Below are 22,446 nucleotides of genomic sequence, written 5' to 3'. Positions count from 1 at the left end.
TTTTCCCTTATTGCTATGGCCAACACCATTCAACTGTGTGCAGCTTTTTGTGGGAGCGGGCTTGCCCGCGATAGCAGTGGATCAGTCAACACCGCCATCGCAGGCAAGCCAGCTCCCACATTGACCTGACCTGGCTTGAGCCTAGCGTGCTGGTCGACGAACTCGGCGCTCAGCTCGATCACCCGGCGGTATTGCAGGTCGACGGTGATCATGTGGTAGCAGTTGTCCAGCAGGATCTTGGTCACCGGCCCGCCCAGATGGCGCTCGACATAATCCGCGTTCCAGCGGCTGGTGATGTCGTCCTCGATGGAATGCAACACCAGCGCCGGCACGTTGATCTCGGGCATGCGTTTCTTGACCACTGCGTTCATCCGGTGCAACTCGCGCACGGTGATGCCCTCCATGGTCAACAAGCCCGCCTCGCTGCTCTCGCCCTCCTTCATCTGCCGCTCAACGATGGCCCGCAGGCGTTCGTTCTTGATGCCATAGGGCGGCTTCTCTTCGAAGCGGCAGATGTGCACGCCGAACGGGATTTTCATCAGCAACGGGGTAAGGAACGCCAGCTTGTTGATGCTCCAGCCGTCGTACCTCAAGGTGGTCGAATACATCAGCAACCCGCTCACTTGCCCCGGATGCTCGGCGGCCACGTACATCGACATCACCGCGCCCATGGACAAGCCACCGACGAACACCTGGGCGTGGCGTTGCTTGACCTGGGCGAAGGTCTTGCGCACGCCGTCGTACCAGTCCAGCCAGCCGGTGGCCTGCAAGTCGCTGTTATCGCCGCAATGCCCGGCCAGGGTGGGCACGTACACCGTGCAATTGCCCGCCTTGGCCAGGCCCTTGGCGACTTGGCGCAATTCCGTCGGCGTGCCGGTCAGGCCGTGGATCAACAAGATCCCGACCGGACCTGCACCGAGAACGAAACCGGCAGTACCTTCACCGAGGTCGATCTCAGGCGTATTCACCGTTTGGTCGCTCGCACCAGCAGTTGCTCCAGCAGCTTCAGGCCCAAGTCGATTTCCGGGTAGCTGATTTCCAGGGACGGCGCCAGGGTGATCACGTTTTTGTAGTAACCGCCCACGTCGAGGATCAGCCCGAGTTTCTGGCCGTCCACGATCATGTCGCCTTTCATGCCTTCTTCGACCATGTAGTCCAGGGTCGCCTTGTCCGGCGTGAAACCATCCGGGCCGCAGATCTCGCAGCGCAGGGCCAGGCCCAGGCCGTCGACGTCGCCGATGATCGGGAAGCGTTTCTGCAAGTCCTGCAGGCCTTCGAGGAAGTATTTGCCCTTGGCCATGACCATCGCGCCGTAGTCGACTTCGTTGGTCATCTTGAACATTTCCAGGCCTACCGCCGTGCCCAACGGGTTGGAGGCGAAGGTGGAGTGGGTCGAACCTGGCGGGAAGATCTTCGGGTTGATCAACTCTTCACGGGCCCAGATACCGCCCAGTGGGTTGAGGCCGTTGGTCAGCGCCTTGCCGAACACGATCACGTCCGGTTGCACGTCGAAGTGTTCGATCGACCACAGTTTGCCGGTGCGATAGAAGCCCATCTGAATCTCGTCGGAGACCATCAGGATGCCGTGCTGGTCCAGCACGTGCTTCAACTCACGGTAGAAGTTCATCGGCGGGATCACGTAGCCGCCGGTGCCCTGGATCGGCTCGACGTAAAACGCGGCGTATTCGCTGGAACCGACTTTCGGGTCCCACACGCCGTTGTATTCAGTCTCGAACAGGCGTGCGAATTGCTGCACGCAGTGGCTGCCGTATTCCTCCTTGGTCATGCCTTTAGGGCCACGGAAGTGATACGGGAACGGAATGAACTGCGCACGCTCGCCGAAGTGGCCGTAGCGGCGACGGTAGCGGTAGCTGGAGGTGATCGACGAGGCGCCGAGGGTACGCCCGTGGTAGCCGCCTTCGAAGGCGAACATCAGGCTCTTGCCGTTGGTGGCGTTACGCACCACTTTCAACGAGTCTTCGATGGACTGCGAACCGCCGACGTTGAAGTGCACACGACCGTCGAGGCCGAATTTCTTCTTGGCGTCGACCGCGATCATTTCCGACAGCTCGATCTTGCCCTTGTGCAGGTACTGGCTGGCGATTTGCGGCAGGGTGTCGATCTGCTGTTTCAGCGCGTTGTTCAGGCGCGGGTTGGCGTAGCCGAAGTTGACCGCCGAGTACCACATTTGCAGGTCGAGGTAGGCTTGGTCTTCGGTGTCCCACACGTAGGAGCCTTCGCAACGGCTGAAAATACGCGGCGGCTCGATGTAGTGGACGGTGTCGCCGTAGGAGCAATACTTGGCTTCTTTATCCAGAAGGATCTGGTCTTCGGCGGTAGCGATGCGGATATCAGACATGGTGGAAGAGTTCCTGGTTGTCGGCAGCAGTAAAGGAGGTGGCGTTGGCGGCGTTGCCCTGGGGCAGTCGGGCCAGCAAGGCGCTGACTTCGGCGAAGGTGTCGAAGCGCGCGTGGGGAATGTTGTGGGTGACGCAGTAGTCGGCGAGGCTGCCCTTGGCAAAGACGAAGTCGGCGGTGGAGGCCACGCACATGTCGGACTTGCCGTCGCCGATCACCAGCACGCGTTTGTTGCGCGGCGTGGATTTGCACTTGCAGTTGCCGGAGGCGGCGCGGCAGGCGTCGCTGGAATACGGGAAGTCGATGCGCCAGCTGTTCTGGTCGACCTGGCGCAGGCGGTTGGCGAGGATCGGCAACAAGGTCACGTAGTTGCGCGACAGGATGCGCGCGATGCCTTGTTCGATGCCGTCACTGACCACTTCGATGGACGCGCCCAGGCCGATGACCTGATCGACGAAGTCGGGGAAGTCCGGGTCAATCTCAACGCTGTCGAAGTACGCCAGCAGTTCCGTCGGGGTGGCCTTGATCAACGCCAGTTGGCGGCTCAGGCATTCGCGTGAACCGATATGCCCGTCCAGCCATTGCTGTTCGATGGTTTCCCACTCGGGCCCGGCGAAGCGTTGGAGGACGTTGTCGATAACATCGGTGGGGGTGATGGTCCCATCGAAGTCGCACACGATATGCCAGTCGATCATCTGTGTTTACCTTGGAAGAGCGCGCTGTATGCGCTTGCACCAGGGCTAGAGCAGGGACTGTGCCAACCGCACAAAGCCCAGCGGGGCTGGGGCTTTGCACGCTGCGTGATGGCATTTGTGTCAGCTGAGCTACAATTTTTGTAGCTTGCTACAAACAAGATCAGTGCTTGCGTCAGGGCGGCGCTTCGCGCGTTCATGCGCGCATATCCCCAGAAGGAAACGCTTCCATGCACAAGGTCAGTTCTGCTGTAGTCGCCGGTTTATTGGGGCTGTGGGGCTTTTGCAACGCGGCCCAGGCCGAGCCCATCACCGGCGAAGTCGGCGCGGGTCTTACCTATCAACCCCACGACCCGACCGGCAGCCGCTACGAAACCCGTCCCGTGCCCTACCTGGACCTGGACTGGGGCAATGTCAGCCTGAGCACCGAAGACGGCTTGAGCTGGAGCGCGCTGAAGACCCACGGGATCACCGCCGGCCCATACATCAATTACTTGCAGGGGCGCACCTCGAACGGCGAGCTGCAAGGCTTGCGCAACGTCTCGGACATGGCTGAAGCAGGCGGTTTCATCCAATACGCCCCGGCCGATTTCTGGCGCGTATACGCCCAACTGGGGCGGGCCGTTGGCGGCGGGCACGACCAAAGCGGCGTGCTGGGTAAAGTCGGCGGCGAACTGGGCTACCCGCTGGGCGGCGGCATTATCGGCAGCAGCAGCCTGATGGCGCACTTTGCCGACGCGCGCCAGACCCAGACCTTTTTCGGCGTCGACGCCAATGAGTCTGCGGCCTCGGGCTTTCGCCCGTACAACGCCAGCGGCGGCTTCCAGAATGTAACGCTGAGCCAGAGCTTCGAGTTTCCGCTGGCGCCCAACTGGTCCTTGCTGACCAGTGCCAGCTGGGTACACCTGGTGGGTTCGGCGGCAGACAGCAGCATCGTCAAGGAAACCGGGGATGTGAACCAAGGCCAGGTGCAGACGGCGATCAGCTACAAATTCAACTGATTCAACTGGAACAACATGTGGGAGCTGGCTTGCCTGCTCCCACATGGGCCTGCATTTCATAGCAGGTTGTTCAGTTTTCTTCGCCTTCGGCCAACAAGGCGATCCCGCCGATAATCACCGCCACGCCCACCCAGTGCAGCGCGCTGATATGCTCCCCCAGCCCCAGCCACGAACCGAGCAATACCACCACAAACACCAGTGAACTCAGCGGAAACGCCAGGGACAGGCTGCTGCGCCGCAGGATCAGCATCCACACGAAAAACGCGCCGATGTAGCAGGCAATCGCCGCCAGGATTGCGGGGTTGCGCGCCACCTCACCCAGCCACAGCCAGTTGAAGTCCATCTGCCCCAACTGGTCGCCGGCCACCTTGGTAAACAACTGTCCGGCGCTCTCGGTGCAGATCAGCAACGCCCACAACACCACCGTGCCAAAGCGCCCGTGTAGCCATGCGTGCGTACTCATACCTGCCCTCCTCCAATCGCCACCAACATCACGCCCAAGGTGATCACCCATGTCCCCGCCCAACGGCGACGGCTGACGGTCTCACCCAGCACCACTTTGCCCACCAGCACCACCCCGCAATACGCCAGCGCGGCGGCGGGGAACAGCAGGCTCAAGGGCGCACGGGACAAGGCTTCGAGCCAGACAAAAAACTCAATCGCATAGGCGCCGATCCCCGCCCACAACAACGGCGCATTGAATACCTGGCCCCAGAACGCGTTCAGGCGAAAGCCGCCTTCCAACTCGGGCAAACGGTCCAGGCCGAGCTTGAAACACAGCTGGCCGATCACATCCAGCACGATGGAAAACGCCACCAGTAACACCACGGTCAACGTCACGGGAACAACTCCTCAAACAGGTCGATCAGGGCCGCATTGGTGGCCGCATTGCGTTGCAGATCCTCGGGGCTCCAGCGCTCGGGTGGCGGCTGGTCGGACTTGGCTTCCCAGCGCTTGAACGCGTTGCTGAATGCAGGCTGGGCGAACTCGCCGCACACGTCGATGCCAATGATCCGCTTGCGCGCCGCCAAGGCGCGCAGGGCCTGGAGCAAGTGGCTCAGGCGCATGCCGCCCTGATCCCAATTGGTGGCGGCGTCTTCGCTGGCGAGCACGTCTTTGTCGATGGTGATCCAGATCGCCTCGGTGGGCAGGCTGTCGATCATCTGGTCGAGAAACTCAGCCCAGTCCAGCTCGGCCAAATTGCGCCAGTGCAGGTGGTTTTCCTGCTGCCGGTGCCCGGCGCCATCGCCGACCCGGCCCCAGACTTTCGAGGGTGGATGCTGCCAGGGAAACAGCTGCAATTGCCCGCGTTTGAGCGCCCCGAGGTTGCCACCGCGCAGTTGCGGGTTATGCAGGTCGTCGCTGCAGGGGCCGAGGGTGACGATGCGTTTGATCGCCGGCATTTTCAGCGCGCGATTGACCCACGAGCCACAGTGGCGCTTGGGCGCAAAGCGCACCCAGTCGGGGTGGTTATCGAAGTGGATCAGGCTGACAGGCTCTTTCAAGTCGGCGAGAAACGCCGGTGTGAGGTGGTGATAGTCGCCGGAGCCGACAAACAGGATGTCCGGCCGCGCATCCACCGGCCGGGGCCGCTGGGCCAGGCGTTGGGCGAAAGACTTCCAGGTTTTTTCGGTGGACCACAGGCGCAGCTTGGGGCCCAGGTCCAGCAGGTCGATGCGCGTGGCCTGACCGCTGGCCAGGCGCAGGGCAATCGGTGCCTGGCCGGTGAGGCTGTGGTCGAGATCAAGAATATTCAAGGCAGAGGTGCCCCCTTTATGGCTTCAGGGGGTCAATGCAAGGGCCGGGCCAGCGGGTCTCTTGTGAACAATGAGTAACCCATGTGGGAGCGGGCTTGTGTGGGAGCGGGCTTGCTCGCGAACGCGGTGGATCAGCAACAGGTTTAGTGACTGGCACTCCGCTTTCGCGAGCAAGCCCGCCCCCACATTTTTAGTTGCGGGATTCGTTGATGATCTGGCGAATCGCGCCGACAAACGCTTCAGCCGGTTGCCCACCGCTCACCGCGTACTGGTCGTTGAACACAATGGTCGGCACCGACGTCACGCCACGCGACACCCACAGTTCCTCTTGCTCACGCACCTCGGCGGCATATTCGTCAGACGCCAGAATCTCAGCCGCGCGCTTGAGGTCCAGCCCGACGCTTTCGGCGATGATCGCCAGGGTCGCGTGGTCGGAAGGGTCCTGGCCGTCGCTGAAGTACGCCTTGAACAGCGCTTCCTTGAGGTTGTACTGCAAACCTTCGAGGCCGGCCCAATGCAGCAGGCGGTGAGCATCAAAGGTGTTGTAGATGCGGCTCTGGCCGTCGGTGCGAAAGGCAAAGCCCAGCGCGGCGCCCAGGTCGCGGATGCGCTCGCGGTTGGCCTGGGATTGCTCGGCAGTGGAGCCGTATTTTTCGCTGATGTGCTCGACGATGTTTTGCCCTTCGGCGGGCATGTTGGGGTTCAGTTCGAACGGCTGGAAATGGATCTCGGCCTGCACGTCGGCGCCGAGCTGGTCGAGGGCTTCGGTCAGGCCGCGCAGGCCGATGATGCACCAGGGGCAGGACACGTCGCTGACGAAATCGATTTTCAGGGGAGTACTCATGGTGGGCAACCTCGTAGGCAAAAACGCGCCAGAAAGGTTGCACGATACACCAATGTCACAACACCTTCGAAGGCTCGCCCAGGTCAATCCGCGCCAGGTGTGCCGCGTCTTGGCGATGGGCTTGCAGGTACGGCAACACCGCCGTCAGCAGCGGCGCCTTGAACGCTTCCTGGAAACGGTGGGCCATGCCGGGAATCAACCTCAATTCGCTGCCCTGGATATGCGCCGCCAAGTGCACGCCGTGCATCACCGGCAACAGCGGGTCGGCGGTTCCGTGGACGACCAGGGTCGGCACGCGCAGTTGGTTGAGTAGCGGCACGCGGCTCGGTTCGGCAAGGATCGCCATGATCTGGCGCTTCACGCCATCGGGGTTGAACGCGCGGTCGTAGGACAGCGCCGCCTGGTGCAACAGGGCCTGGCGATCATCCTTCACATTCGGGCTGCCCAGTGCGGCGAGCAAGTCGGCCTGCTGCTCTAGCGCCACTTCACGGTTGGGCGCGCTGCGTCGCGACAACAATTGCACCAACGCCGCATTCGGCGCCGGCAGGCCTTCGGCGCCGGAGCTGGTCATGATCAGCGTGAGGCTTTCGACTCGCTGCGGCGCCATGGCCGCCAGGTGCTGGGCGATCATGCCGCCCATGCTCGCGCCCAGCACGTGGAATTGCTGGATCTGCAACGCGTCCATCAGGCCAATGGCGTCATCGGCCATATCGGTCAGTGTGTAAGGCGCCGCCACCGGCAGGCCGAGTTTGTAGCGCAGCACTTCGAAGGTCAGGTTGGCGCTGGCCGGGGCCTGGCGCCAGGAGGACAGGCCGACGTCACGGTTGTCGTAGCGGATCACCCGAAAACCCTGTTGGCACAGGGCGACGACCACTTCATCCGGCCAGTGGATCAACTGCCCGCCCAGGCCCATCACCAGCAACAAGGCCGGGTCGGACGCACGACCGATGCTCTGGTAGGCGATGCTTACCTGAGCCAGGTCGACCGATTGGGTCGGGACATTGACGTCACATCGAGAAGCCGCAAAAGACGGCAGGCCGAACAAGAAAGCGGCCAGTAAAAGCAACACGCGCATGAAAAACACCGAAACGCAGAACCCCAGTAGAGCGCGAGTCTGATGAAGTTTGTTCAAGCGCGCTGCCACAGTTGCGTGACAGTTTGATGAAGAGTGCCCAGCGGTCATAGTCGACAGGCCTTGCAACATGAGACAAACTCACGCTATTCCGATTCGTCACAAATTATCTTCATGGAGAGCCCGTGCTCGAAATCCGCCACCTCAAGACCCTGCACGCCCTGCGCGAAGCCGACAGCCTGGTGGAAGCCGCCGAACGTCTGCACCTGACGCAATCGGCGCTGTCCCACCAGTTCAAGGAGCTGGAAGAACGCCTGGGCATGCCGCTGTTCGTGCGCAAGACCAAGCCGCTGCGCTTCACCAGCGCCGGCCTGCGCCTGCTGCAATTGGCCGACGCCACCCTGCCGCTGCTGCGCGGCGCCGAGCGTGATATTGCGCGTTTGGCCGGTGGCACCGCCGGACGCTTGCACATGGCGATCGAATGCCACAGTTGCTTCCAGTGGCTGATGCCGACCATCGACCAGTTCCGCGACGCGTGGCCGGAGGTCGAGCTGGACCTGGCCTCCGGCTTTGCCTTCGCACCACTGCCGGCCTTGGCCCGTGGCGACCTGGATCTGGTGGTGACGTCCGACCCGCTGGAACTGCCAGGCATCACCTATGTACCGTTGTTCACCTACGAAGCCATGCTGGCGGTGGCGAACCAGCATGCGTTGGCGAGCAAATCCTATATCGTCCCCGAAGACCTGCTGACCGAAACCCTGATCACCTATCCGGTGGAGCGCGACCGCCTGGACATCTTCACCCGCTTCCTCGAACCCGCCGACGTCGAACCGGCCCAGGTGCGCACCTCGGAGCTGACGGTGATGATGATGCAACTGGTGGCCAGCGGCCGTGGTGTGTGCGGCATGCCCCATTGGGCGCTGCATGAATACAGCTCGCGCGGGTATGTGAAAGCCAAGCGCCTGGGCGAGAAAGGCTTGTTTGCGACGCTGTATGCGGGGATTCGTGCGGACATGCTGGATGCGCCGTATATGCGCGATTTCCTGCTGACGGCCAAGGACACGTCGTTTTCGACATTGGATGGGGTCAGCGCCGTCCGCTGATACTGAAAACTCTGATGATCAAAATGTGGGAGCGGGCTTGCTCGCGAATGCGGTGGTTCAGTCGAATTATCTGTACCTGACACACCGCTTTCGCGAGCAAGCCCGCTCCCACATTGGATAGGGTTTCCACAGTTGGATTTCAGTCGGTCTTCAGTTCGCGCCACATGTGGATTTTGTCGAAGTATTCGACGCCCACCCTCACCGCCAACGGTTCCAGGCCGTATTGGATGAAACCGCAACGCTGGTACAGCGCAAACGCCGCGTCATTGCCGGCGGTTACGGTCAGTTGGATCACCTTCAGGCGCGGCTGCCTGCGCGCCTCATCCAGTGCCGCCTCGACCAGTTGACGGCCCACACCCTGGCGCTGATGGCGGGCATTCACATACATGCCAAACAACGTCACCTTGTGCCACGCCTTCTCCCGAGGCTCGAACGCCAGGCCGACAATACCGACCAGTTCATCCCCTTCAAAAGCACCGAGCAATCGATCCAACGGGCTGTCCAGACGCTTCTCCCACCAGCTCAACGGCATCGCCGCACGCTCGGCCACGCTGGAGGTGAAGGCCTGGGGATAGACGCCATACGCCTCCAGCATCAATGCCCGATACGCCTGCGCGTCACGGGCGGCCAGCGTGCGGATGATCATGCGCTGCGGCGCTGCTCAAGCATCAGGCGCACGGCCAGGGCCGCCAGCACGAAGCCCATGAAGTAACGCTGCACCGCCAGCCAGGTCGGGTTGTTGATAAACCAACTGGCAATACTCGCGGCAAAAATCGCGATCAGCGCATTGACCATAAAACTCACGCTGATCTGGGTGAAACCGAGCATCAGGCTCTGGGTGAACACCGAACCGTGCTCCGGGGTGATGAATTGCGGAAACACCGAGAGGTAGAACACCGCGATCTTCGGGTTCAACGCGCTGGTGAGAAAGCCCATGGTCACCAACTTGCGCGGGGAGTCCGCCGGCAGTTGCTGGGCTTCGAAGGGCGAGCGCGCGCCGGGCTTGACCGCCTGCCAGGCCAACCACAGCAGGTACAGCGCGCCGGCCCATTTGAGCACTTCATACGCCATTGGCACGGCGAGAAACACCGCAGTCAAACCCGCCGCCGCAGCGAACAGGTGCACAAAGAAACCCGCGACCACCCCCAACAACGACACCAGGCCGGCCTTGCGCCCCTGGCAGATCGAACGGGAGATCAGGTAGATCATGTTCGGACCAGGGGTCAACACCATCAGCAGGCAGGCAGCGGCGAAAATCAGCAACTCGTTGAGTGGGATCACGGTTCAGTCCTTTGAGCCTGTGTGTCAGGCGGTGGTGGTCAGCGATGCGCGATAAAACGGCAGGATCAGGTCACGTGTCAAGGGTGCCAAAACCAGGCCGCCATCGCCGGCCGGGTCGATCCAACGCACTTCTTCAATTTCGGCGGCGGGGTTCACCGGCACGTCGATGCAAACCTTGTACAACTGCGCCTCGACGGTATAACCAGGCTCATTGGCGGCGGGTGCCGAAAAGTGCCCGAGGTATACGGCGGCGTTGGGGTCGATACGCAGGTTGAGTTCTTCGTGCAGTTCACGGGCCAGGGCTTCGGCAGGTTGCTCACCGGCGTCGATCTTGCCGCCCGGTTGCATGAACGCCTGAGTACCGCGCTTGCGCACCAGCAGGGTTTGGCCGTCGCTGCCGATCAGGAGGGCGGCGGCGATGCGGATGGTGGACGGCATGGGAGGGTTTCCTTGGGGCAAAGGGTGCAAGAATCACATGTGCGCATGAAACACAGCAATCAATGTGGGAGGGGCGGTGCGACGACTCGACCAGGCCCCTCGCGGATTTTTTACTGGAGTGCGCCTGAAGCGCCTGGGTCTTCCTTGATGAAGACGCTGTACTTGGCGCCTTCCATCGCCTCGAACGCAATCAGCTTGTCCACCAGCGGCAGGTTCAGCACCTTGCCGGCGTTGAGCAGCAGCATGCCGTTGTCGGCGTTGAGGTTGCGCGCCAGCACCATGCCGTCGGCCAGTTCGCGGGTGGTCAGCACTTTGATCGACGGATCACCGAGGGTCACATCGCTGAGGAACTTGGCGCAGGCCTGGGAGAACGCTTCCACCAGCTCCGGGTCATAGAGTCGCCCGGTGTATTTCTGGATGTACAACAGCGCCTCGCCACTGTTCATCTGCCGTTCAAGGATCAGGCCCTTCTGCAACTCGATGAAGTCCACCGCCAGTTTCAACAGGCGCGAGCCGAACGGGATCGCCTCGCCCTTGAGGTGGTCGGGAAACCCGCTGCCATCCCAGCGCTCCTGGTGGTGGCGAATGATCCGCGCCGCGTCCTTCATCGGTTCCAGGGTCATCAACAGCGATTCACTCTGGGTCGGATAGGCACGGTACTGTTCGCGGTCGGTGCTGTGCAGTTTGTCGGACGGGGCGACCAGCATGTTGTCGTTCCAGCTCAGCTTGCCGATGTTGTAGAGCGCGGCGGCCATGGTCAGGTCGCGGGTGCTGGCTTCGTCCATGCATTGGGACGCGCAGTACACGCGCACCAGTTCGATCAACGGGCGGTTGGTCTGCTTGTCCTTGGGCAGGCGCAGGTTGGCCAGCAGCGAGAACACTTCGGTGCCGGTCACATAGCTGCGCTTGAGTTCGTCGTAGGCCAGGTCGAGCATGTCGGCGGTTTGCTGCAACTCGCTGGTACGCGCGGCCACGCGTTTTTCCAGGGTGGCGTTGAGCGTCTTGAGCTGATCGTTCTGCTCCAGGGTCAGGCGCTCCAGGCGCTGATGTTCCAGGGCCTGCTGCAGGATCAGCTTGAGCTCGTCGTCATTCCAAGGTTTGCCGATATAACGGTGGATCTGCCCTTCGTTGATCGCCTTGATGATCGTCGGCAGGTCGGCGTAGCCGGTCAGCAGGATACGGCTGGTGGCCGGGTAAAGCTCGTGGACCTTGGCCAGCAGCGTGGCGCCGTCCATGTTCGGCATGCGCGCATCGCTCATCACCAGGTCGATGGGTTGCGCCGCCATGATCTCCAGCGCCTGGGCACCGCTGCCGGCGAGCACCACGTCATAGGGCTGGCCCCGCAGCAGGCGACGCAGGCTGTTGAGGATCGACTCTTCGTCGTCGACCAGCAAGATCGTAGGGTTCACAGCGAGTTGATCATCCATGGATACTGCGCCTTCAAATTAAACAGAATTGATCTAAATTGAACCATTGAGCCCGGAGGTACTGCGTCGTAGAAAAGCCTGGCCTATAAACGCCGGATGCCTCAGGGTAACAACCGGGGTTGATTTGACGCCAACTGGCCGTTGATTTCAAGGGAACTCGACTACGCTGTCAGAGCCGGTGTGCGCTTCGCTCAGCAGTGGAATCAGGGAAGGAATCGTTATGTTGTCGTACCTTACGCAGTTACGGAGCGCGTCATGAATCCGGGCTCAGGACGGGCAAACCGTCGCATTCTGATCGTCGATGACACCGCATCGATCCACCAGGACTTTCGCAAGATCCTCTGTGCCCATCCCGATGATGAACCGACCCTGGACGGCCTCGAAGAGGCGCTGTTCGGCACGGTCGCCCCGGTGCGCCAGGCGTTTGAGCTCGACTCCGCCTACCAGGGGCAAGAGGCCCTGGCCCTGGTGAACAAGGCCCTCGCGGCGAACGCCCCTTATGCCATGGTGTTTATCGACATGCGCATGCCGCCAGGCTGGGATGGCCTGCAAACCATCGAACAGCTGTGGAATGTCGACCCCAACTTGCAGATCGCACTGTGCACCGCGTACTCCGACTATTCCTTCGAAGCCATCGAGGCGCGGTTGAAGTACAACGACCAGCTACTGATCCTGAAAAAACCCTTCGACCACCTGGAAATCCGCCAGATGGCCAGCGCCCTGACCTGGAAATGGCAGCTCGCCCAAGATGTCGCGCTCAAGGTCATCGGCCTGGAACGCACCATTGAAGAACGTGTGCAGGAACTGCTGAAAGTCTCGCACCTGCTGCAATACGACGCGCTCACCGAGTTGCCCAACAGCACGCTGCTGGGTGACCGCCTGAGTCAGTCCATTGCCCTGAGCCGGCGGCATGACAAACAGTTGGCGGTGATGTTTGTCGGGCTCGACCGCTTCAAACGCATCAATAATGCGTTGGGCTACCCGGTCGGCGACGAGGTACTCCAGCAGGTCAGCCAGGGCCTGGTGGCGACGGTGCGCGATTCGGACTCGGTGTTCCGCTACGGCTCCGACGAGTTCGTCATCGTCCTCAACGACATCCAGCACCCCCAGCAAACCCAGCATGTGGCACATAAGATCCTCAAGGCCATCGGCGCCACCCGCCACGTCGCCGGGCACGACCTGAGCGTCACCGCCAGCCTGGGCATCAGCATTTACCCCAACGACAGCGGCAATGCCGTGGAGTTGATCAAGCACGCTGAAACCGCCATGCACACCAGCAAGGAGCGTGGCCCCAACGACTTCAGCTTCTATACCGAGGACATGAACCTGCGCGCCCAACGCCAGCAGAACATGGAAAGCGCGATTCGCCAGGCGCTGGACCGCGATGAGTTCGTGCTGCATTACCAGCCCAAGCTGGACCTCAAGTCCGGGCAGATCGTCGGGGCGGAGGCGCTGATCCGCTGGTATCAACCGCGCTCAGGCTGGGTCAACCCGGCCGAGTTCATTCCGGTGGCCGAAGACAGCGGCCTGATCGTGCGCGTGACCCTCTGGGTGTTGCAGCAAGCCTGTGAACAGACACAAGCCTGGCGGGCGATGGGCCTGGCGCCGTTGACCATCTCGGTGAATGTCTCGGCCATTGACCTGCGCCAGCGCGACTTTGTCGACAACCTGGCCGCCATCCTCAAGCAGACCGGCCTGCCACCCGCACAGCTGGAACTGGAAATCACCGAAAGCGTGTTGATGCAGAACGTCGAGGAAACCGTCACCCAGCTGGAATCCATCAAGGTCATGGGCGTGCGCCTGGCCCTGGATGATTTCGGCACCGGTTACTCCAGCCTGAGTTACCTGCGGCGCTTTCCCATCGATGTGTTGAAAATCGACCAATCCTTTGTGCGCGGCATGGGTACAAACAGCCAGGACGCGCAGTTGATCAGCGCTATCATCGGCATGGGCAAGAGCCTGGACCTGAACATCATTGCCGAAGGGGTGGAAACCTTCGAGCAACTGACCTTCCTGCGCAATCAGCACTGCGAGGAAGGTCAGGGATTCTTGTTCAGCAAGGCCGTGCCATCGAAGGATTTCACCCAGATGCTGCAAGTGGGTTCCGCGACGCTGATGCCCAACCAATAAACAGCCCTATGCTTGCAAGGAGTGCTCGCTTGAGCCAAACCCCAACCTACCGTCTCATGCTCCTGCTGTGGGTGAGCCTGCCGCTGGCGGCCGCGCCGCTGGACGAAGCGCTCAAGCCGTTGCCTGCGGTGCCGGCGCTGGACCCGGCCAAAGTCGAGCTGGGTCGTCGGCTGTTCAACGAAACGCGCTTGTCGGTCAACAACACGCTGTCCTGCGCCAGCTGCCACCGCCTGGAAATCGGCGGGGGCGACGACAAACCCTTCTCCCTGGGCTTTGATGGCAAGCCGGTGCAGATCAATACCCCGTCCGTGTTCAACGCCAGCCTGAACTTCAAGCAGTTCTGGAATGGCCGGGTAGACACGCTGGAAGCGCAGGTCGAACAGGTGGTCATCAGCCCGGTGGAAATGGGCAGCGACTGGAAGACCGTGGTGCAGAACCTCACCGACCTGCCCCTCTACCAAAAAGCCTTCAGCCAGGCGTACCCCGATGGCGTCACCGCCGCCAATGTGCAAAACGCCCTGGCCACCTACGAACGCACGCTGCTCACGCCCAACTCGCGCTTTGACCAGTACCTGCTGGGCAACACCGAGATCCTGACCCTGCAGGAAAAATACGGCTACCAGCGCTTCAAGGATTACGGTTGCATCGCCTGCCACCAGGGCGTGAACATCGGCGGCAACATGTTCCAGAAATTCGGCGTGATGGGCGACTACTTCAAGGCGCGCGGCAACCCGGTCGAAGCGGACCTGGGACGCTACCTGCTGACCAAGGACGAAGAAGACCGGCACGTGTTCAAGGTGCCGAGCCTGCGCAACGTCGCGATCACCGCGCCGTACTTCCACGACGCTTCGGCCAAGACCCTGGAGAACGCGGTGGACGTGATGTTCAAGTACCAGTTGGGGCGTAACCCGACCCAGGAAGACAAGGACCTGATTGTCCAGTTTCTCAAGACCCTTACCGGCGACTGGGCGGGCAAACCTCTATGACTCTGTCTTCGCGCCGTACCAGCCAGGTGCTGTTGACCCTGGTCACCCTGCTCCTGGCCTCGACGCTGGTGTTTCTGTACCTCAAGTCGACCCGCGACCAGACCGCCAGCTACACCGAGTCACGCGACCTGATCCGCCAGCTCCAGCAACTCAACGCGCAATGGGACAGCGAAGTGCTCAAGGCACGGATCGCCATCACCCACAACTACGACCCGCTGGTCACGCCGCTCACCGACATGACCCGCTTGTGGGCCAACCTGAACGATCGCGACACCTACCACAGCCCCCAAGACCTGCCGCGCTGGCAAGCCACCAAAGCGGCGTACCAGGCCGCGATCCAGGAAAAAGCCCGGCTGGTGGACCAGTTCAAGTCGCACAACGCAGTGCTGCGTAATTCCCTGGCGTTTTTGCCGACTGCCGAAGATGACATCCAGGCCCAGTTCAATCGCTATGACGATCAAGACCGCCTGCAACTGCAAAGCGTGGCAACCGACACCTATGACCTGTTGCTCAGCAGCCTGGAGTTCGCCCAGGTCACCAGCGATGATCGGGCCGCCGATATTCTGGTGGGCCTGGGCAAACTGGAGGTCAACAAGGAACGCCTGCCCACGGAGTTCCAGGCACCGGTCGAAATTCTCAGCAATCACATTTCGCTGATCCTGCGCGAGCAACCTGTGGTCAACAACCTGCTCGAACGGATCGCTAACGTGCCCGTGGCCGAGCGCCTGGATGACCTGACCACCCACCTCAATCAGGACCAGCAAGCCGCCGACCTCATCGACCACCAATACCACCGCTACCTGCTGATCTTCTCGACCTTGCTGGTGGTGGTGCTGCTCTACCTGGCCGTGCGCCTGCTGCGCAGCTTTGCCGAGATCAACCGGGTCAACCGCGCCTTGCAGGCGGCGAACGAAACCCTGGAACAACGGGTGGAAAGGCGCACCCAGCAGCTCAAGGATGCGCAAACCGAACTGCTCGACAGCGCGCGCCAGGCCGGTATGGCCGAGATCGCGACCAACGTGCTGCACAACGTCGGCAACGTGCTCAACAGCGTGAACATCTCCGCCGACCTGGTCACGCGCAAACTGCGCAGCAGCAAGGCGCTGGGCCTGGGCAAGGCGATGCAGTTGATCAACGAACACCAGGCAGACCTGGGCACCTTTCTCACCCAGGATGAAAAGGGCAAGCTGCTGCCCGGCTACCTGAACCAGTTGGTGGACGCCATCGCCCAGGAACAACACGGCATGGCCGAAGAACTGGCGCAACTGAGCAAAAGCGTCGACCACATCAAGGACATCGTCTCGACCCAGCAATCCTATGCCGGCGCATCCGCCCTGCTGGAGCCGGTGCACATCAGCGCCTTGATGGAGGACGCCCTGCGCATGAACGCCGGTGCCCTGAGCCGGCACCACGTCACGGTGGTCAAGGACTTTGCCCAGGTGCCGGAGATTCTCGCGGACAAACACCGCTTGCTGCTGATCATGGTCAACCTGATCAGCAACGCCAAATACGCCATGAGCAACCTCTCCAACCGCCCGCGGCAGATGACCCTCAGCGTGCAGCCGCTGGGCGACGGCAACCTGCAGATCAGCGTGAAGGACGACGGTGAAGGCATCCCGCCGGAAAACATGGCGCGGATCTTCACCCACGGCTTTACTACCCGCAAGGAAGGCCACGGCTTCGGCCTGCACAGCTGCGCCCTGGCGGCCGTAGAGATGAAAGGCCAGCTCAGCGCCCACAGCGACGGGCCTGGCCTGGGCGCGGTATTTACCTTGACGATTCCCCTAACCCTGGCCGGACATCCCGAATGAACCAACCGCCCAACCGGCGCATCCTGTTGATCGATGACACGCCGTCGATTCATGACGACTTCCGCAAGATCCTGATGCCCACCACCGAGTCGAACCAGGCGCTGGACGACATGGAGTCCGCCCTGTTTGGCGGTCCGGAAAAACCCCAGGCCCAGGCATTCGAGCTGCACTCGGCGTACGGCGGCGAAGAGGGCCTGGGGTTGCTGACCACCGCCATGGCCGAGCAACGCCCCTACGCCCTGGCCTTTGTCGACATGCGCATGCCCCAGGGCTGGGACGGCGCCAAGACCATCGAGGAGCTGTGGAAAGTCGCCCCCGACCTGCAAGTGGTGGTGTGTACCGCGTACTCCGACTACTCCTGGGAAGAACTGCTGGAACGTCTGCACGCCCATGATCGCTTGCTGATCCTGAAGAAACCCTTCGACAACATCGAAGTGCAGCAGATGGCCAACACCCTCTCCAACAAGTGGGACATGGCCCGCCGCGCCGCCCTGCAAACCTCGCACCTGGAGCTCTTGGTGGAGCAGCGCACGCAGGCGCTGCAAGTGGAAATCGAAGAACGCAAACACCTGGAAAGCCAGTTGGTGCAGTCGGAAAAACTCGCATCCCTGGGCCAACTGGCGGCGGGTGTGGCCCATGAAATCAATAACCCGGTGGGGTTTATCTCCTCCAACCTCAGCACCCTCGACGGCTACTTCGAGCAACTGCAACAGATGCTGGATGCCTATCGCCAGGCCGAAGCGCTGCTGCCCGCCGGCGAGCAGCGCGACCGGCTCATGGCACTGGCCAAGACCCTGGAACTGGATTTTCTGCGGGAAGACATTCCGATCCTGATCCGCGAATCCAAGGACGGTATCGGGCGCGTGGTACAGATCGTCAAGGACCTGAAGAACTTCTCACGGGTGGACACCGACCAGACCTGGCAGTGGGCCAACCTGCAACAAGGCATCGACTCCACGCTGAACATCGTCGCCAGCGAACTCAAGTACAAGGCCGATGTGGTGAAGCAATACTCACCCCTGCCGGAAATCGAATGCCTGGCTTCGCAGCTCAATCAAGTGGTGATGAACCTGGTGGTCAACGCGGCACAGGCCATGGGCCCGGAACGCGGCACCATCACTATCAGCAATGGCGTGGAAGGCGAAAACGTCTGGCTGGAAGTGGCCGACAACGGCTGTGGGATTGCCCCGGAGACGGTGCAGAAAATCTTCGATCCGTTCTTTACCACCAAACCAGTGGGCGAAGGCACGGGCTTGGGTTTGTCGCTGTCGTACGGCATCGTCAAGAAACATGGTGGCGATATTTCTGTCAGCAGCGAGCCGGGTAAGGGGACGAAATTTCGGGTGGTGATACCGATTCGGCAGACGGCGGCGTAGGGCACGCCGCCGAATATTGCTCACTCCTGGGCTTGTTTCGCACTCGACCCAAACGCCGCAAAACGCTTGTTGAACCCGGCGATCCGGCCTTCGGCCTGGGTTTTACGCTGCTGGCCGGTATAGATCGGGTGCGAGGCGCTGGACACGTCCAGCGGGATGTAGGGGTAGGTGTTGCCGTCGCTGTGTTTGTGGGTACGGTCGCTGTCGGCGGTGGAGCCGATCAGGAAGAACACGTCGGCGGCCGTGTCGTGGAACAGTACAGTGCGGTAGTCGGGGTGGATTCCAGCTTTCATGGGGCCTCCGGGGCGTCTGGGTGCATTTCAAGTGTTATACAGTAACGCAAATCATGCAGCCAAACGAGAACCGATTGCAATAAGAATAGGCCTGCCACTTCTATGCAGAATAAACCCTTAGGTTGTCTGGGGTTTCGTTACGGGCGCAGAATGGCGGATCGACCTTAGAGTCCGAACCAAGGGAACCGTATGAGCCTGTCCTTGCTAAGCCGTTACGCCTTCTTTGCCGTGTGCGTCATTTTTACCCTCGCCAGCCTCCCGTTTATCCAGCATGAATGGCTGTGGCCCATCACCGTGGTCACCGGCGTCCTCAGCCTGATCGGCATTTTCGACCTGCTGCAAAGCCCCCACGCGGTGCGCCGCAATTATCCGATCCTGGGCAATATCCGTTATCTGGTCGAAGCCATCCGCCCGGAAATCCGCCAATACCTGCTCGAATCCGACAGCGACGCCCTACCCTTCTCCCGGGCCCAGCGTTCACTGGTGTACTCGCGCGCCAAGAACGAAACCGCTGACAAACCCTTCGGCACCCTGATCGACGTGTACCAGTCGGGCTTCGAATTTATCGGCCACTCCATGCGCCCTGCGCCGCTGAGCGACCCCAGCGCGTTTCGCGTGATGGTCGGGGGGCCGCAATGCACGCAGCCGTATTCGGCGTCGGTGTTCAATATCTCGGCGATGAGTTTTGGTTCGTTGAGCGCCAACGCAATCCGCGCGTTGAATCAAGGCGCCAAGCTCGGCAACTTCGCCCACGACACCGGCGAAGGCAGCATCAGCCCCTATCACCGCGAAAACGGCGGCGACCTGACCTGGGAACTGGGCAGCGGCTACTTCGGCTGCCGCACCAGCGATGGCCGCTTCGACCCGGAACGCTTCGCCGTGCAGGCGCAGAACCCGCAAGTGCGCATGATCGAAATCAAGATGAGCCAGGGCGCCAAACCCGGCCACGGCGGCATCCTGCCCAAGCACAAGGTCACCCAGGAAATCGCCGAGACCCGCGGCATCCAGATGGGCGAAGACTGCATCTCGCCGTCGCGCCACAGTGCGTTTTCCACGCCTATCGAATTGATGCAGTTCATCGCCCAACTGCGTGAACTGTCGGGCGGCAAGCCGGTGGGCTTCAAGTTCTGCCTGGGCCACCCGTGGGAATTCATGGGCATTGCCAAGGCCATGCTCGAAACCGGCATCCTCCCGGACTTTATCGTGGTCGACGGCAAGGAAGGCGGCACCGGCGCCGCGCCGGTGGAGTTCACCGACCACATCGGCGTGCCGCTGCGTGAAGGCCTGCTGTTTGTGCATAACACCCTGGTGGGCCTGAACCTGCGCGACAAGATCAAGCTCGGCGCCAGCGGCAAGATCGTCAGCGCGTTCGACATCGCCAGCGTCCTGGCCATCGGCGCCGACTGGGCCAACTCGGCACGCGGCTTTATGTTTGCCATCGGCTGCATCCAGTCGCAGTCGTGCCACACCAATAAATGCCCGACCGGTGTCGCCACGCAAGACCCGCTGCGCCAACGCGCACTGGTAGTGCCGGACAAGGCCCAGCGCGTGTTCAACTTCCACCGCAACACCCTCAAGGCGCTGGCCGAAATGCTCGCCGCCGCGGGCCTGGATCATCCGTCGCAACTGTCGGCCAAGCACCTCGTGCGACGCATGTCGGCGACCGAGATCAAGCTGTTCTCGCAACTGCATGTGTTCCTCAAGCCCGGCGAACTGCTCACTGGCGAAGTGAACGGCGAGTTCTATTCGCGCATGTGGCAGATGGCGCGGGCGGACAGTTTTGAACCCCATGAAGTGGTTGCCGCCTGAGGACGCACATTGTGTTGAAAGTCATCGCCGAAGATTTCATCAAACCCGAACACGTGGAAACAGTCCGTGGGTGGTACGCCGAACTGGTGGAAAAAACCCGTCAGGAACCGCTGTGCATCGCCTACGATCTGTTCATCGATCAAAAGGACCCCGGGCACTTTGTCTTTATCGAGCAATGGCCTGACCAGGCCGCGCTCGACATCCATTGCCAGACCGAACACTTCACCCGGCTGGTGCCACAGATCAATGCGTATCAGGCCAAGCCGTGCCGAGTGTTGTTGATGGACGCGTTTTAAACCCACACCTGCCCCCTGCTGAACCGGACCACCGACGGCATCGTTGAAACAAGGAGATTCACATGCCGTTACTGGACTTTTCTGCCATCGCGGAACAACTGCCCGCCCCTTGGAAATCCACGCGCCTGGGCCAGGTCGGCCCGGCGCGGATCAAGGTCTTGCGCATGGATCAGCAGGCGTATGAGCAAGAGACTCACGACTACAACGAAGGGTTGCTGGTGATCGATGGCTGCTTGCGACTGGCGATTACCGGCGAGGAAGTCGAGGTCGGGCCAGGCCAGATGTACCTGGTGGACGCCTATGTCGCTCATGGGGTACTGGAAGGAAGCCACGGTACGCTGGTGATTATTGACCTGTAGCTCAGTCCCTATGTCCAATCACCTCTGGCGGCGTTTGAAGATCCCCATCAACAGGCGCCACCGGCGTACTCAAGCCCGCGACGTACGGCAATATTGAGACATTCAGTAATACCCGACCTTTGCAATTGCTTACAAATACCGCCAACCTGCCCGCCCGACGTGCGGCGCATGACATTGCCCACGTCCACCTGTCCTTATTAAACCTATTGTTCAAGAGCCCGTAGCCATGCCTAACGGACGCGACCCGCGCATCGATTTCTTTCGGGGCCTGGCGTTGATCTTCATTTTCTGGGATCACGTCCCCCACAATCCTCTCGGCCAGATCACCCTGCGCAACTTCGGCTTCAGCGATGCCGCAGAAGTGTTTGTATTCCTCGCCGGTTTTGCCGCCGTGCTCGCCTACGGCAAGATCATGCAGCGCGACGGCTACTGGATGGCTTGCCTGAAGATCCTGCGCCGGGCGTGGGTGCTGTATGTGGTGCATATCTTCCTGCTGGCCCTGTTGATGGGCATCGTGTTTTTCGCCAACAGCCATGTGGAAACCCGCGACCTGGTCTCGGAGATGGGCCTGACGCACTTCGTCACGCACCCGCAACAAGCCCTCACCGATGAACTGCTGCTGCGCTTCAAACCCAACCTGATGGACCCGTTGCCGTTGTACATCGTGCTGCTGGCCGGCCTGCCGCTGGTGTTGCCGATACTGGTGCGCAAGCCCTCCGTGGTGGTCGCCGTATCGCTGACGATCTACCTGCTGGCACCGTGGATGGGCTGGAACCTACGGGCGATTGCCGATGGCGTGTGGTACTTCAACCCGGTCACCTGGCAACTGTTGTTTGTGCTCGGTGGCGCGGCGGCGATACACAGCCAGCGACCAAGACCCGTCGAGACGCGCCCACTGTTGCGTCAGCCGCTGTTCGTCAGCGCGGCGCTCTACGTATTGCTCGCGGGGATACTCACCCTGTCGTGGCGCTGGCCCGAGGTGCACGATGCGTGGATGCCGTCACGCCTGAGTGACCTGCTCTACCCCATCAGCAAGACCGATCTGTCGCCGCTGCGCCTGGTGCACTTCCTGGCGTTGGCCTATGTCACGGCCAAGCTGCTGCCCGGCGCAGGCTGGACGCAAAACCGCCTGGCGGGCGAGGTCTGCCGCATGGGCCGCTACTCCCTGGAAGTGTTTTGCCTGGGGGTGGTGCTGGCGCCCTTGGCGGACATGGTCAACGCCATGGCCAACGATGCGCTGGCCGTGCAACTGGCCACGGCCATCGTCGGCGCGTTGCTGATGGCGGGGCTGGCCGCGTGGTTGGAATTCAACAAGCGCCTGGATCAACGCAAAGTCGCGCTACATAGCTAGCGCCCGGCACCCATAGGTGGGTGCTTCCATTTGCCTTCCACTCAACCCGTGAAAGGAAATGG

23 protein-coding genes are annotated in these 22,446 nt (G+C 61.4%); 10 read left to right on the top strand and 13 right to left on the bottom strand.

Annotation, left to right across the window (positions count from 1 at the left end; translation table 11 throughout):
* Positions 1-29: 29 nt before the first annotated feature.
* From PSH81_RS05705 to PSH81_RS05695, 3 genes are read right to left on the bottom strand one after another with little or no spacing between them, the layout of a single operon-like run.
* Positions 30-968, bottom strand: coding sequence for a carboxylesterase (locus PSH81_RS05705; RefSeq protein WP_305392145.1), 939 nt, complete (start codon positions 966-968; stop codon positions 30-32).
* The gene (locus PSH81_RS05700) at positions 965-2,359 is read right to left on the bottom strand and encodes an aspartate aminotransferase family protein (RefSeq protein WP_192297331.1); all 1,395 of its coding nucleotides are present in this window, start codon (positions 2,357-2,359) and stop codon (positions 965-967) included. Before PSH81_RS05700 ends, PSH81_RS05705 begins: the two co-directional genes overlap by 4 nt.
* On the bottom strand, positions 2,352-3,053 hold the full coding sequence (locus PSH81_RS05695) for an MtnX-like HAD-IB family phosphatase (RefSeq protein WP_192297332.1): 702 nt from the start codon (positions 3,051-3,053) through the stop codon (positions 2,352-2,354). Before PSH81_RS05695 ends, PSH81_RS05700 begins: the two co-directional genes overlap by 8 nt.
* A 227-nt stretch (positions 3,054-3,280) precedes the next feature.
* Between PSH81_RS05695 and PSH81_RS05690 the strand changes: the two genes are divergently transcribed.
* Complete coding sequence (locus PSH81_RS05690; RefSeq protein ID WP_226455960.1) at positions 3,281-4,051, top strand: MipA/OmpV family protein; 771 nt, start codon at positions 3,281-3,283, stop codon at positions 4,049-4,051.
* Between the two features lie 70 nt (positions 4,052-4,121).
* On the opposite strand, the gene PSH81_RS05685 is transcribed toward PSH81_RS05690, so the two are convergent.
* The 5 genes from PSH81_RS05685 to PSH81_RS05665 form a co-directional block, all read right to left on the bottom strand.
* Entirely contained in the window at positions 4,122-4,514 is a 393-nt protein-coding gene (locus tag PSH81_RS05685; RefSeq protein ID WP_192297334.1) for an EamA family transporter, read from the bottom strand.
* On the bottom strand, positions 4,511-4,891 hold the full coding sequence (locus PSH81_RS05680) for a transporter (protein WP_192297335.1): 381 nt from the start codon (positions 4,889-4,891) through the stop codon (positions 4,511-4,513). Before PSH81_RS05680 ends, PSH81_RS05685 begins: the two co-directional genes overlap by 4 nt.
* On the bottom strand, positions 4,888-5,808 hold the full coding sequence (locus tag PSH81_RS05675; RefSeq protein WP_305392144.1) for an arginase family protein: 921 nt from the start codon (positions 5,806-5,808) through the stop codon (positions 4,888-4,890). The genes PSH81_RS05680 and PSH81_RS05675 overlap by 4 nt, the downstream gene beginning before the upstream one ends.
* 190 nt (positions 5,809-5,998) lie before the next feature.
* Positions 5,999-6,652 carry a DsbA family oxidoreductase gene (locus tag PSH81_RS05670; protein ID WP_305392143.1) on the bottom strand — a complete coding sequence of 218 codons (654 nt, stop codon included), beginning with the start codon at positions 6,650-6,652 and terminating at the stop codon, positions 5,999-6,001.
* Between the two features lie 55 nt (positions 6,653-6,707).
* Positions 6,708-7,727 carry an alpha/beta fold hydrolase gene (locus PSH81_RS05665; RefSeq protein ID WP_226455962.1) on the bottom strand — a complete coding sequence of 340 codons (1,020 nt, stop codon included), beginning with the start codon at positions 7,725-7,727 and terminating at the stop codon, positions 6,708-6,710.
* Positions 7,728-7,909: 182 nt separating this feature from the next.
* Between PSH81_RS05665 and metR the strand changes: the two genes are divergently transcribed.
* Entirely contained in the window at positions 7,910-8,827 is a 918-nt protein-coding gene (gene metR / locus PSH81_RS05660; protein ID WP_192297340.1) for a transcriptional regulator MetR, read from the top strand.
* A 139-nt stretch (positions 8,828-8,966) separates the two neighbouring features.
* Here metR and PSH81_RS05655 read toward each other — a convergent pair whose 3' ends face one another.
* The 4 genes from PSH81_RS05655 to PSH81_RS05640 form a co-directional block, all read right to left on the bottom strand.
* Positions 8,967-9,473 (bottom strand): GNAT family N-acetyltransferase, encoded by a 507-nt coding sequence (locus PSH81_RS05655; RefSeq protein ID WP_305392142.1) that lies wholly within the window; start codon positions 9,471-9,473, stop codon positions 8,967-8,969.
* Positions 9,470-10,108 (bottom strand): LysE family translocator, encoded by a 639-nt coding sequence (locus tag PSH81_RS05650; protein ID WP_192297344.1) that lies wholly within the window; start codon positions 10,106-10,108, stop codon positions 9,470-9,472. Before PSH81_RS05650 ends, PSH81_RS05655 begins: the two co-directional genes overlap by 4 nt.
* A 24-nt stretch (positions 10,109-10,132) precedes the next feature.
* Positions 10,133-10,546 carry an NUDIX domain-containing protein gene (locus PSH81_RS05645; protein ID WP_192297346.1) on the bottom strand — a complete coding sequence of 138 codons (414 nt, stop codon included), beginning with the start codon at positions 10,544-10,546 and terminating at the stop codon, positions 10,133-10,135.
* Positions 10,547-10,656: 110 nt separating this feature from the next.
* Entirely contained in the window at positions 10,657-11,973 is a 1,317-nt protein-coding gene (locus PSH81_RS05640; RefSeq protein WP_192297348.1) for an HD domain-containing phosphohydrolase, read from the bottom strand.
* 255 nt (positions 11,974-12,228) lie between these two features.
* Between PSH81_RS05640 and PSH81_RS05635 the strand changes: the two genes are divergently transcribed.
* From PSH81_RS05635 to PSH81_RS05620, 4 genes are read left to right on the top strand one after another with little or no spacing between them, the layout of a single operon-like run.
* The gene (locus PSH81_RS05635) at positions 12,229-14,103 is read left to right on the top strand and encodes a bifunctional diguanylate cyclase/phosphodiesterase (protein WP_305392141.1); all 1,875 of its coding nucleotides are present in this window, start codon (positions 12,229-12,231) and stop codon (positions 14,101-14,103) included.
* A gap of 56 nt (positions 14,104-14,159) precedes the next feature.
* Positions 14,160-15,089, top strand: a complete 930-nt coding sequence (locus PSH81_RS05630; protein WP_225595308.1) for a cytochrome-c peroxidase — start codon at positions 14,160-14,162, stop codon at positions 15,087-15,089.
* Positions 15,086-16,900: a DAHL domain-containing protein gene (locus PSH81_RS05625; RefSeq protein WP_305392140.1), complete on the top strand. Its 1,815-nt coding sequence runs from the start codon at positions 15,086-15,088 to the stop codon at positions 16,898-16,900. The genes PSH81_RS05630 and PSH81_RS05625 overlap by 4 nt, the downstream gene beginning before the upstream one ends.
* Positions 16,897-18,276, top strand: a complete 1,380-nt coding sequence (locus tag PSH81_RS05620) for an ATP-binding protein (protein WP_305392139.1) — start codon at positions 16,897-16,899, stop codon at positions 18,274-18,276. Before PSH81_RS05625 ends, PSH81_RS05620 begins: the two co-directional genes overlap by 4 nt.
* Positions 18,277-18,296: 20 nt before the next feature.
* Here the strand turns inward: PSH81_RS05620 and PSH81_RS05615 are convergent, their stop codons facing one another.
* The gene (locus tag PSH81_RS05615; protein WP_226455967.1) at positions 18,297-18,569 is read right to left on the bottom strand and encodes a type B 50S ribosomal protein L31; all 273 of its coding nucleotides are present in this window, start codon (positions 18,567-18,569) and stop codon (positions 18,297-18,299) included.
* A gap of 189 nt (positions 18,570-18,758) precedes the next feature.
* Here PSH81_RS05615 and PSH81_RS05610 point away from each other — a divergent pair, with 189 nt between their 5' ends.
* From PSH81_RS05610 to PSH81_RS05595, 4 genes are all read left to right on the top strand, one after another.
* Positions 18,759-20,378: an FMN-binding glutamate synthase family protein gene (locus PSH81_RS05610; RefSeq protein WP_226455968.1), complete on the top strand. Its 1,620-nt coding sequence runs from the start codon at positions 18,759-18,761 to the stop codon at positions 20,376-20,378.
* A gap of 11 nt (positions 20,379-20,389) precedes the next feature.
* The gene (locus PSH81_RS05605) at positions 20,390-20,674 is read left to right on the top strand and encodes a putative quinol monooxygenase (protein WP_192297362.1); all 285 of its coding nucleotides are present in this window, start codon (positions 20,390-20,392) and stop codon (positions 20,672-20,674) included.
* 62 nt (positions 20,675-20,736) lie between these two features.
* On the top strand, positions 20,737-21,033 hold the full coding sequence (locus PSH81_RS05600) for a cupin domain-containing protein (RefSeq protein ID WP_226455969.1): 297 nt from the start codon (positions 20,737-20,739) through the stop codon (positions 21,031-21,033).
* 226 nt (positions 21,034-21,259) lie between these two features.
* Positions 21,260-22,384 carry an OpgC family protein gene (locus PSH81_RS05595; protein WP_305392138.1) on the top strand — a complete coding sequence of 375 codons (1,125 nt, stop codon included), beginning with the start codon at positions 21,260-21,262 and terminating at the stop codon, positions 22,382-22,384.
* Positions 22,385-22,446 lie beyond the last annotated feature (62 nt).

The organism is Pseudomonas sp. FP2335 (assembly GCF_030687535.1).
Lineage (GTDB): Bacteria > Pseudomonadota > Gammaproteobacteria > Pseudomonadales > Pseudomonadaceae > Aquipseudomonas.
This window is presented reverse-complemented; position numbering and strand designations above follow the sequence as displayed.

What these genes read in the sequence shown, in the direction of transcription:
- PSH81_RS05685 (WP_192297334.1), bottom strand. Translation starts at nt 4,514, where the DNA reads ATGAGTACGCACGCATGGCTACACGGGCGCTTTGGCACGGTGGTGTTG.
- PSH81_RS05610 (WP_226455968.1), top strand. Translation starts at nt 18,759, where the DNA reads ATGAGCCTGTCCTTGCTAAGCCGTTACGCCTTCTTTGCCGTGTGCGTC.
- PSH81_RS05635 (WP_305392141.1), top strand. Translation starts at nt 12,229, where the DNA reads ATGAATCCGGGCTCAGGACGGGCAAACCGTCGCATTCTGATCGTCGAT.
- PSH81_RS05665 (WP_226455962.1), bottom strand. Translation starts at nt 7,727, where the DNA reads ATGCGCGTGTTGCTTTTACTGGCCGCTTTCTTGTTCGGCCTGCCGTCT.
- PSH81_RS05670 (WP_305392143.1), bottom strand. Translation starts at nt 6,652, where the DNA reads ATGAGTACTCCCCTGAAAATCGATTTCGTCAGCGACGTGTCCTGCCCC.
- PSH81_RS05690 (WP_226455960.1), top strand. Translation starts at nt 3,281, where the DNA reads ATGCACAAGGTCAGTTCTGCTGTAGTCGCCGGTTTATTGGGGCTGTGG.
- PSH81_RS05630 (WP_225595308.1), top strand. Translation starts at nt 14,160, where the DNA reads ATGCTCCTGCTGTGGGTGAGCCTGCCGCTGGCGGCCGCGCCGCTGGAC.
- PSH81_RS05600 (WP_226455969.1), top strand. Translation starts at nt 20,737, where the DNA reads ATGCCGTTACTGGACTTTTCTGCCATCGCGGAACAACTGCCCGCCCCT.
- PSH81_RS05615 (WP_226455967.1), bottom strand. Translation starts at nt 18,569, where the DNA reads ATGAAAGCTGGAATCCACCCCGACTACCGCACTGTACTGTTCCACGAC.
- PSH81_RS05700 (WP_192297331.1), bottom strand. Translation starts at nt 2,359, where the DNA reads ATGTCTGATATCCGCATCGCTACCGCCGAAGACCAGATCCTTCTGGAT.
- PSH81_RS05640 (WP_192297348.1), bottom strand. Translation starts at nt 11,973, where the DNA reads ATGGATGATCAACTCGCTGTGAACCCTACGATCTTGCTGGTCGACGAC.
- PSH81_RS05655 (WP_305392142.1), bottom strand. Translation starts at nt 9,473, where the DNA reads ATGATCATCCGCACGCTGGCCGCCCGTGACGCGCAGGCGTATCGGGCA.
- PSH81_RS05620 (WP_305392139.1), top strand. Translation starts at nt 16,897, where the DNA reads ATGAACCAACCGCCCAACCGGCGCATCCTGTTGATCGATGACACGCCG.
- PSH81_RS05645 (WP_192297346.1), bottom strand. Translation starts at nt 10,546, where the DNA reads ATGCCGTCCACCATCCGCATCGCCGCCGCCCTCCTGATCGGCAGCGAC.
- PSH81_RS05625 (WP_305392140.1), top strand. Translation starts at nt 15,086, where the DNA reads ATGACTCTGTCTTCGCGCCGTACCAGCCAGGTGCTGTTGACCCTGGTC.
- PSH81_RS05695 (WP_192297332.1), bottom strand. Translation starts at nt 3,053, where the DNA reads ATGATCGACTGGCATATCGTGTGCGACTTCGATGGGACCATCACCCCC.
- PSH81_RS05595 (WP_305392138.1), top strand. Translation starts at nt 21,260, where the DNA reads ATGCCTAACGGACGCGACCCGCGCATCGATTTCTTTCGGGGCCTGGCG.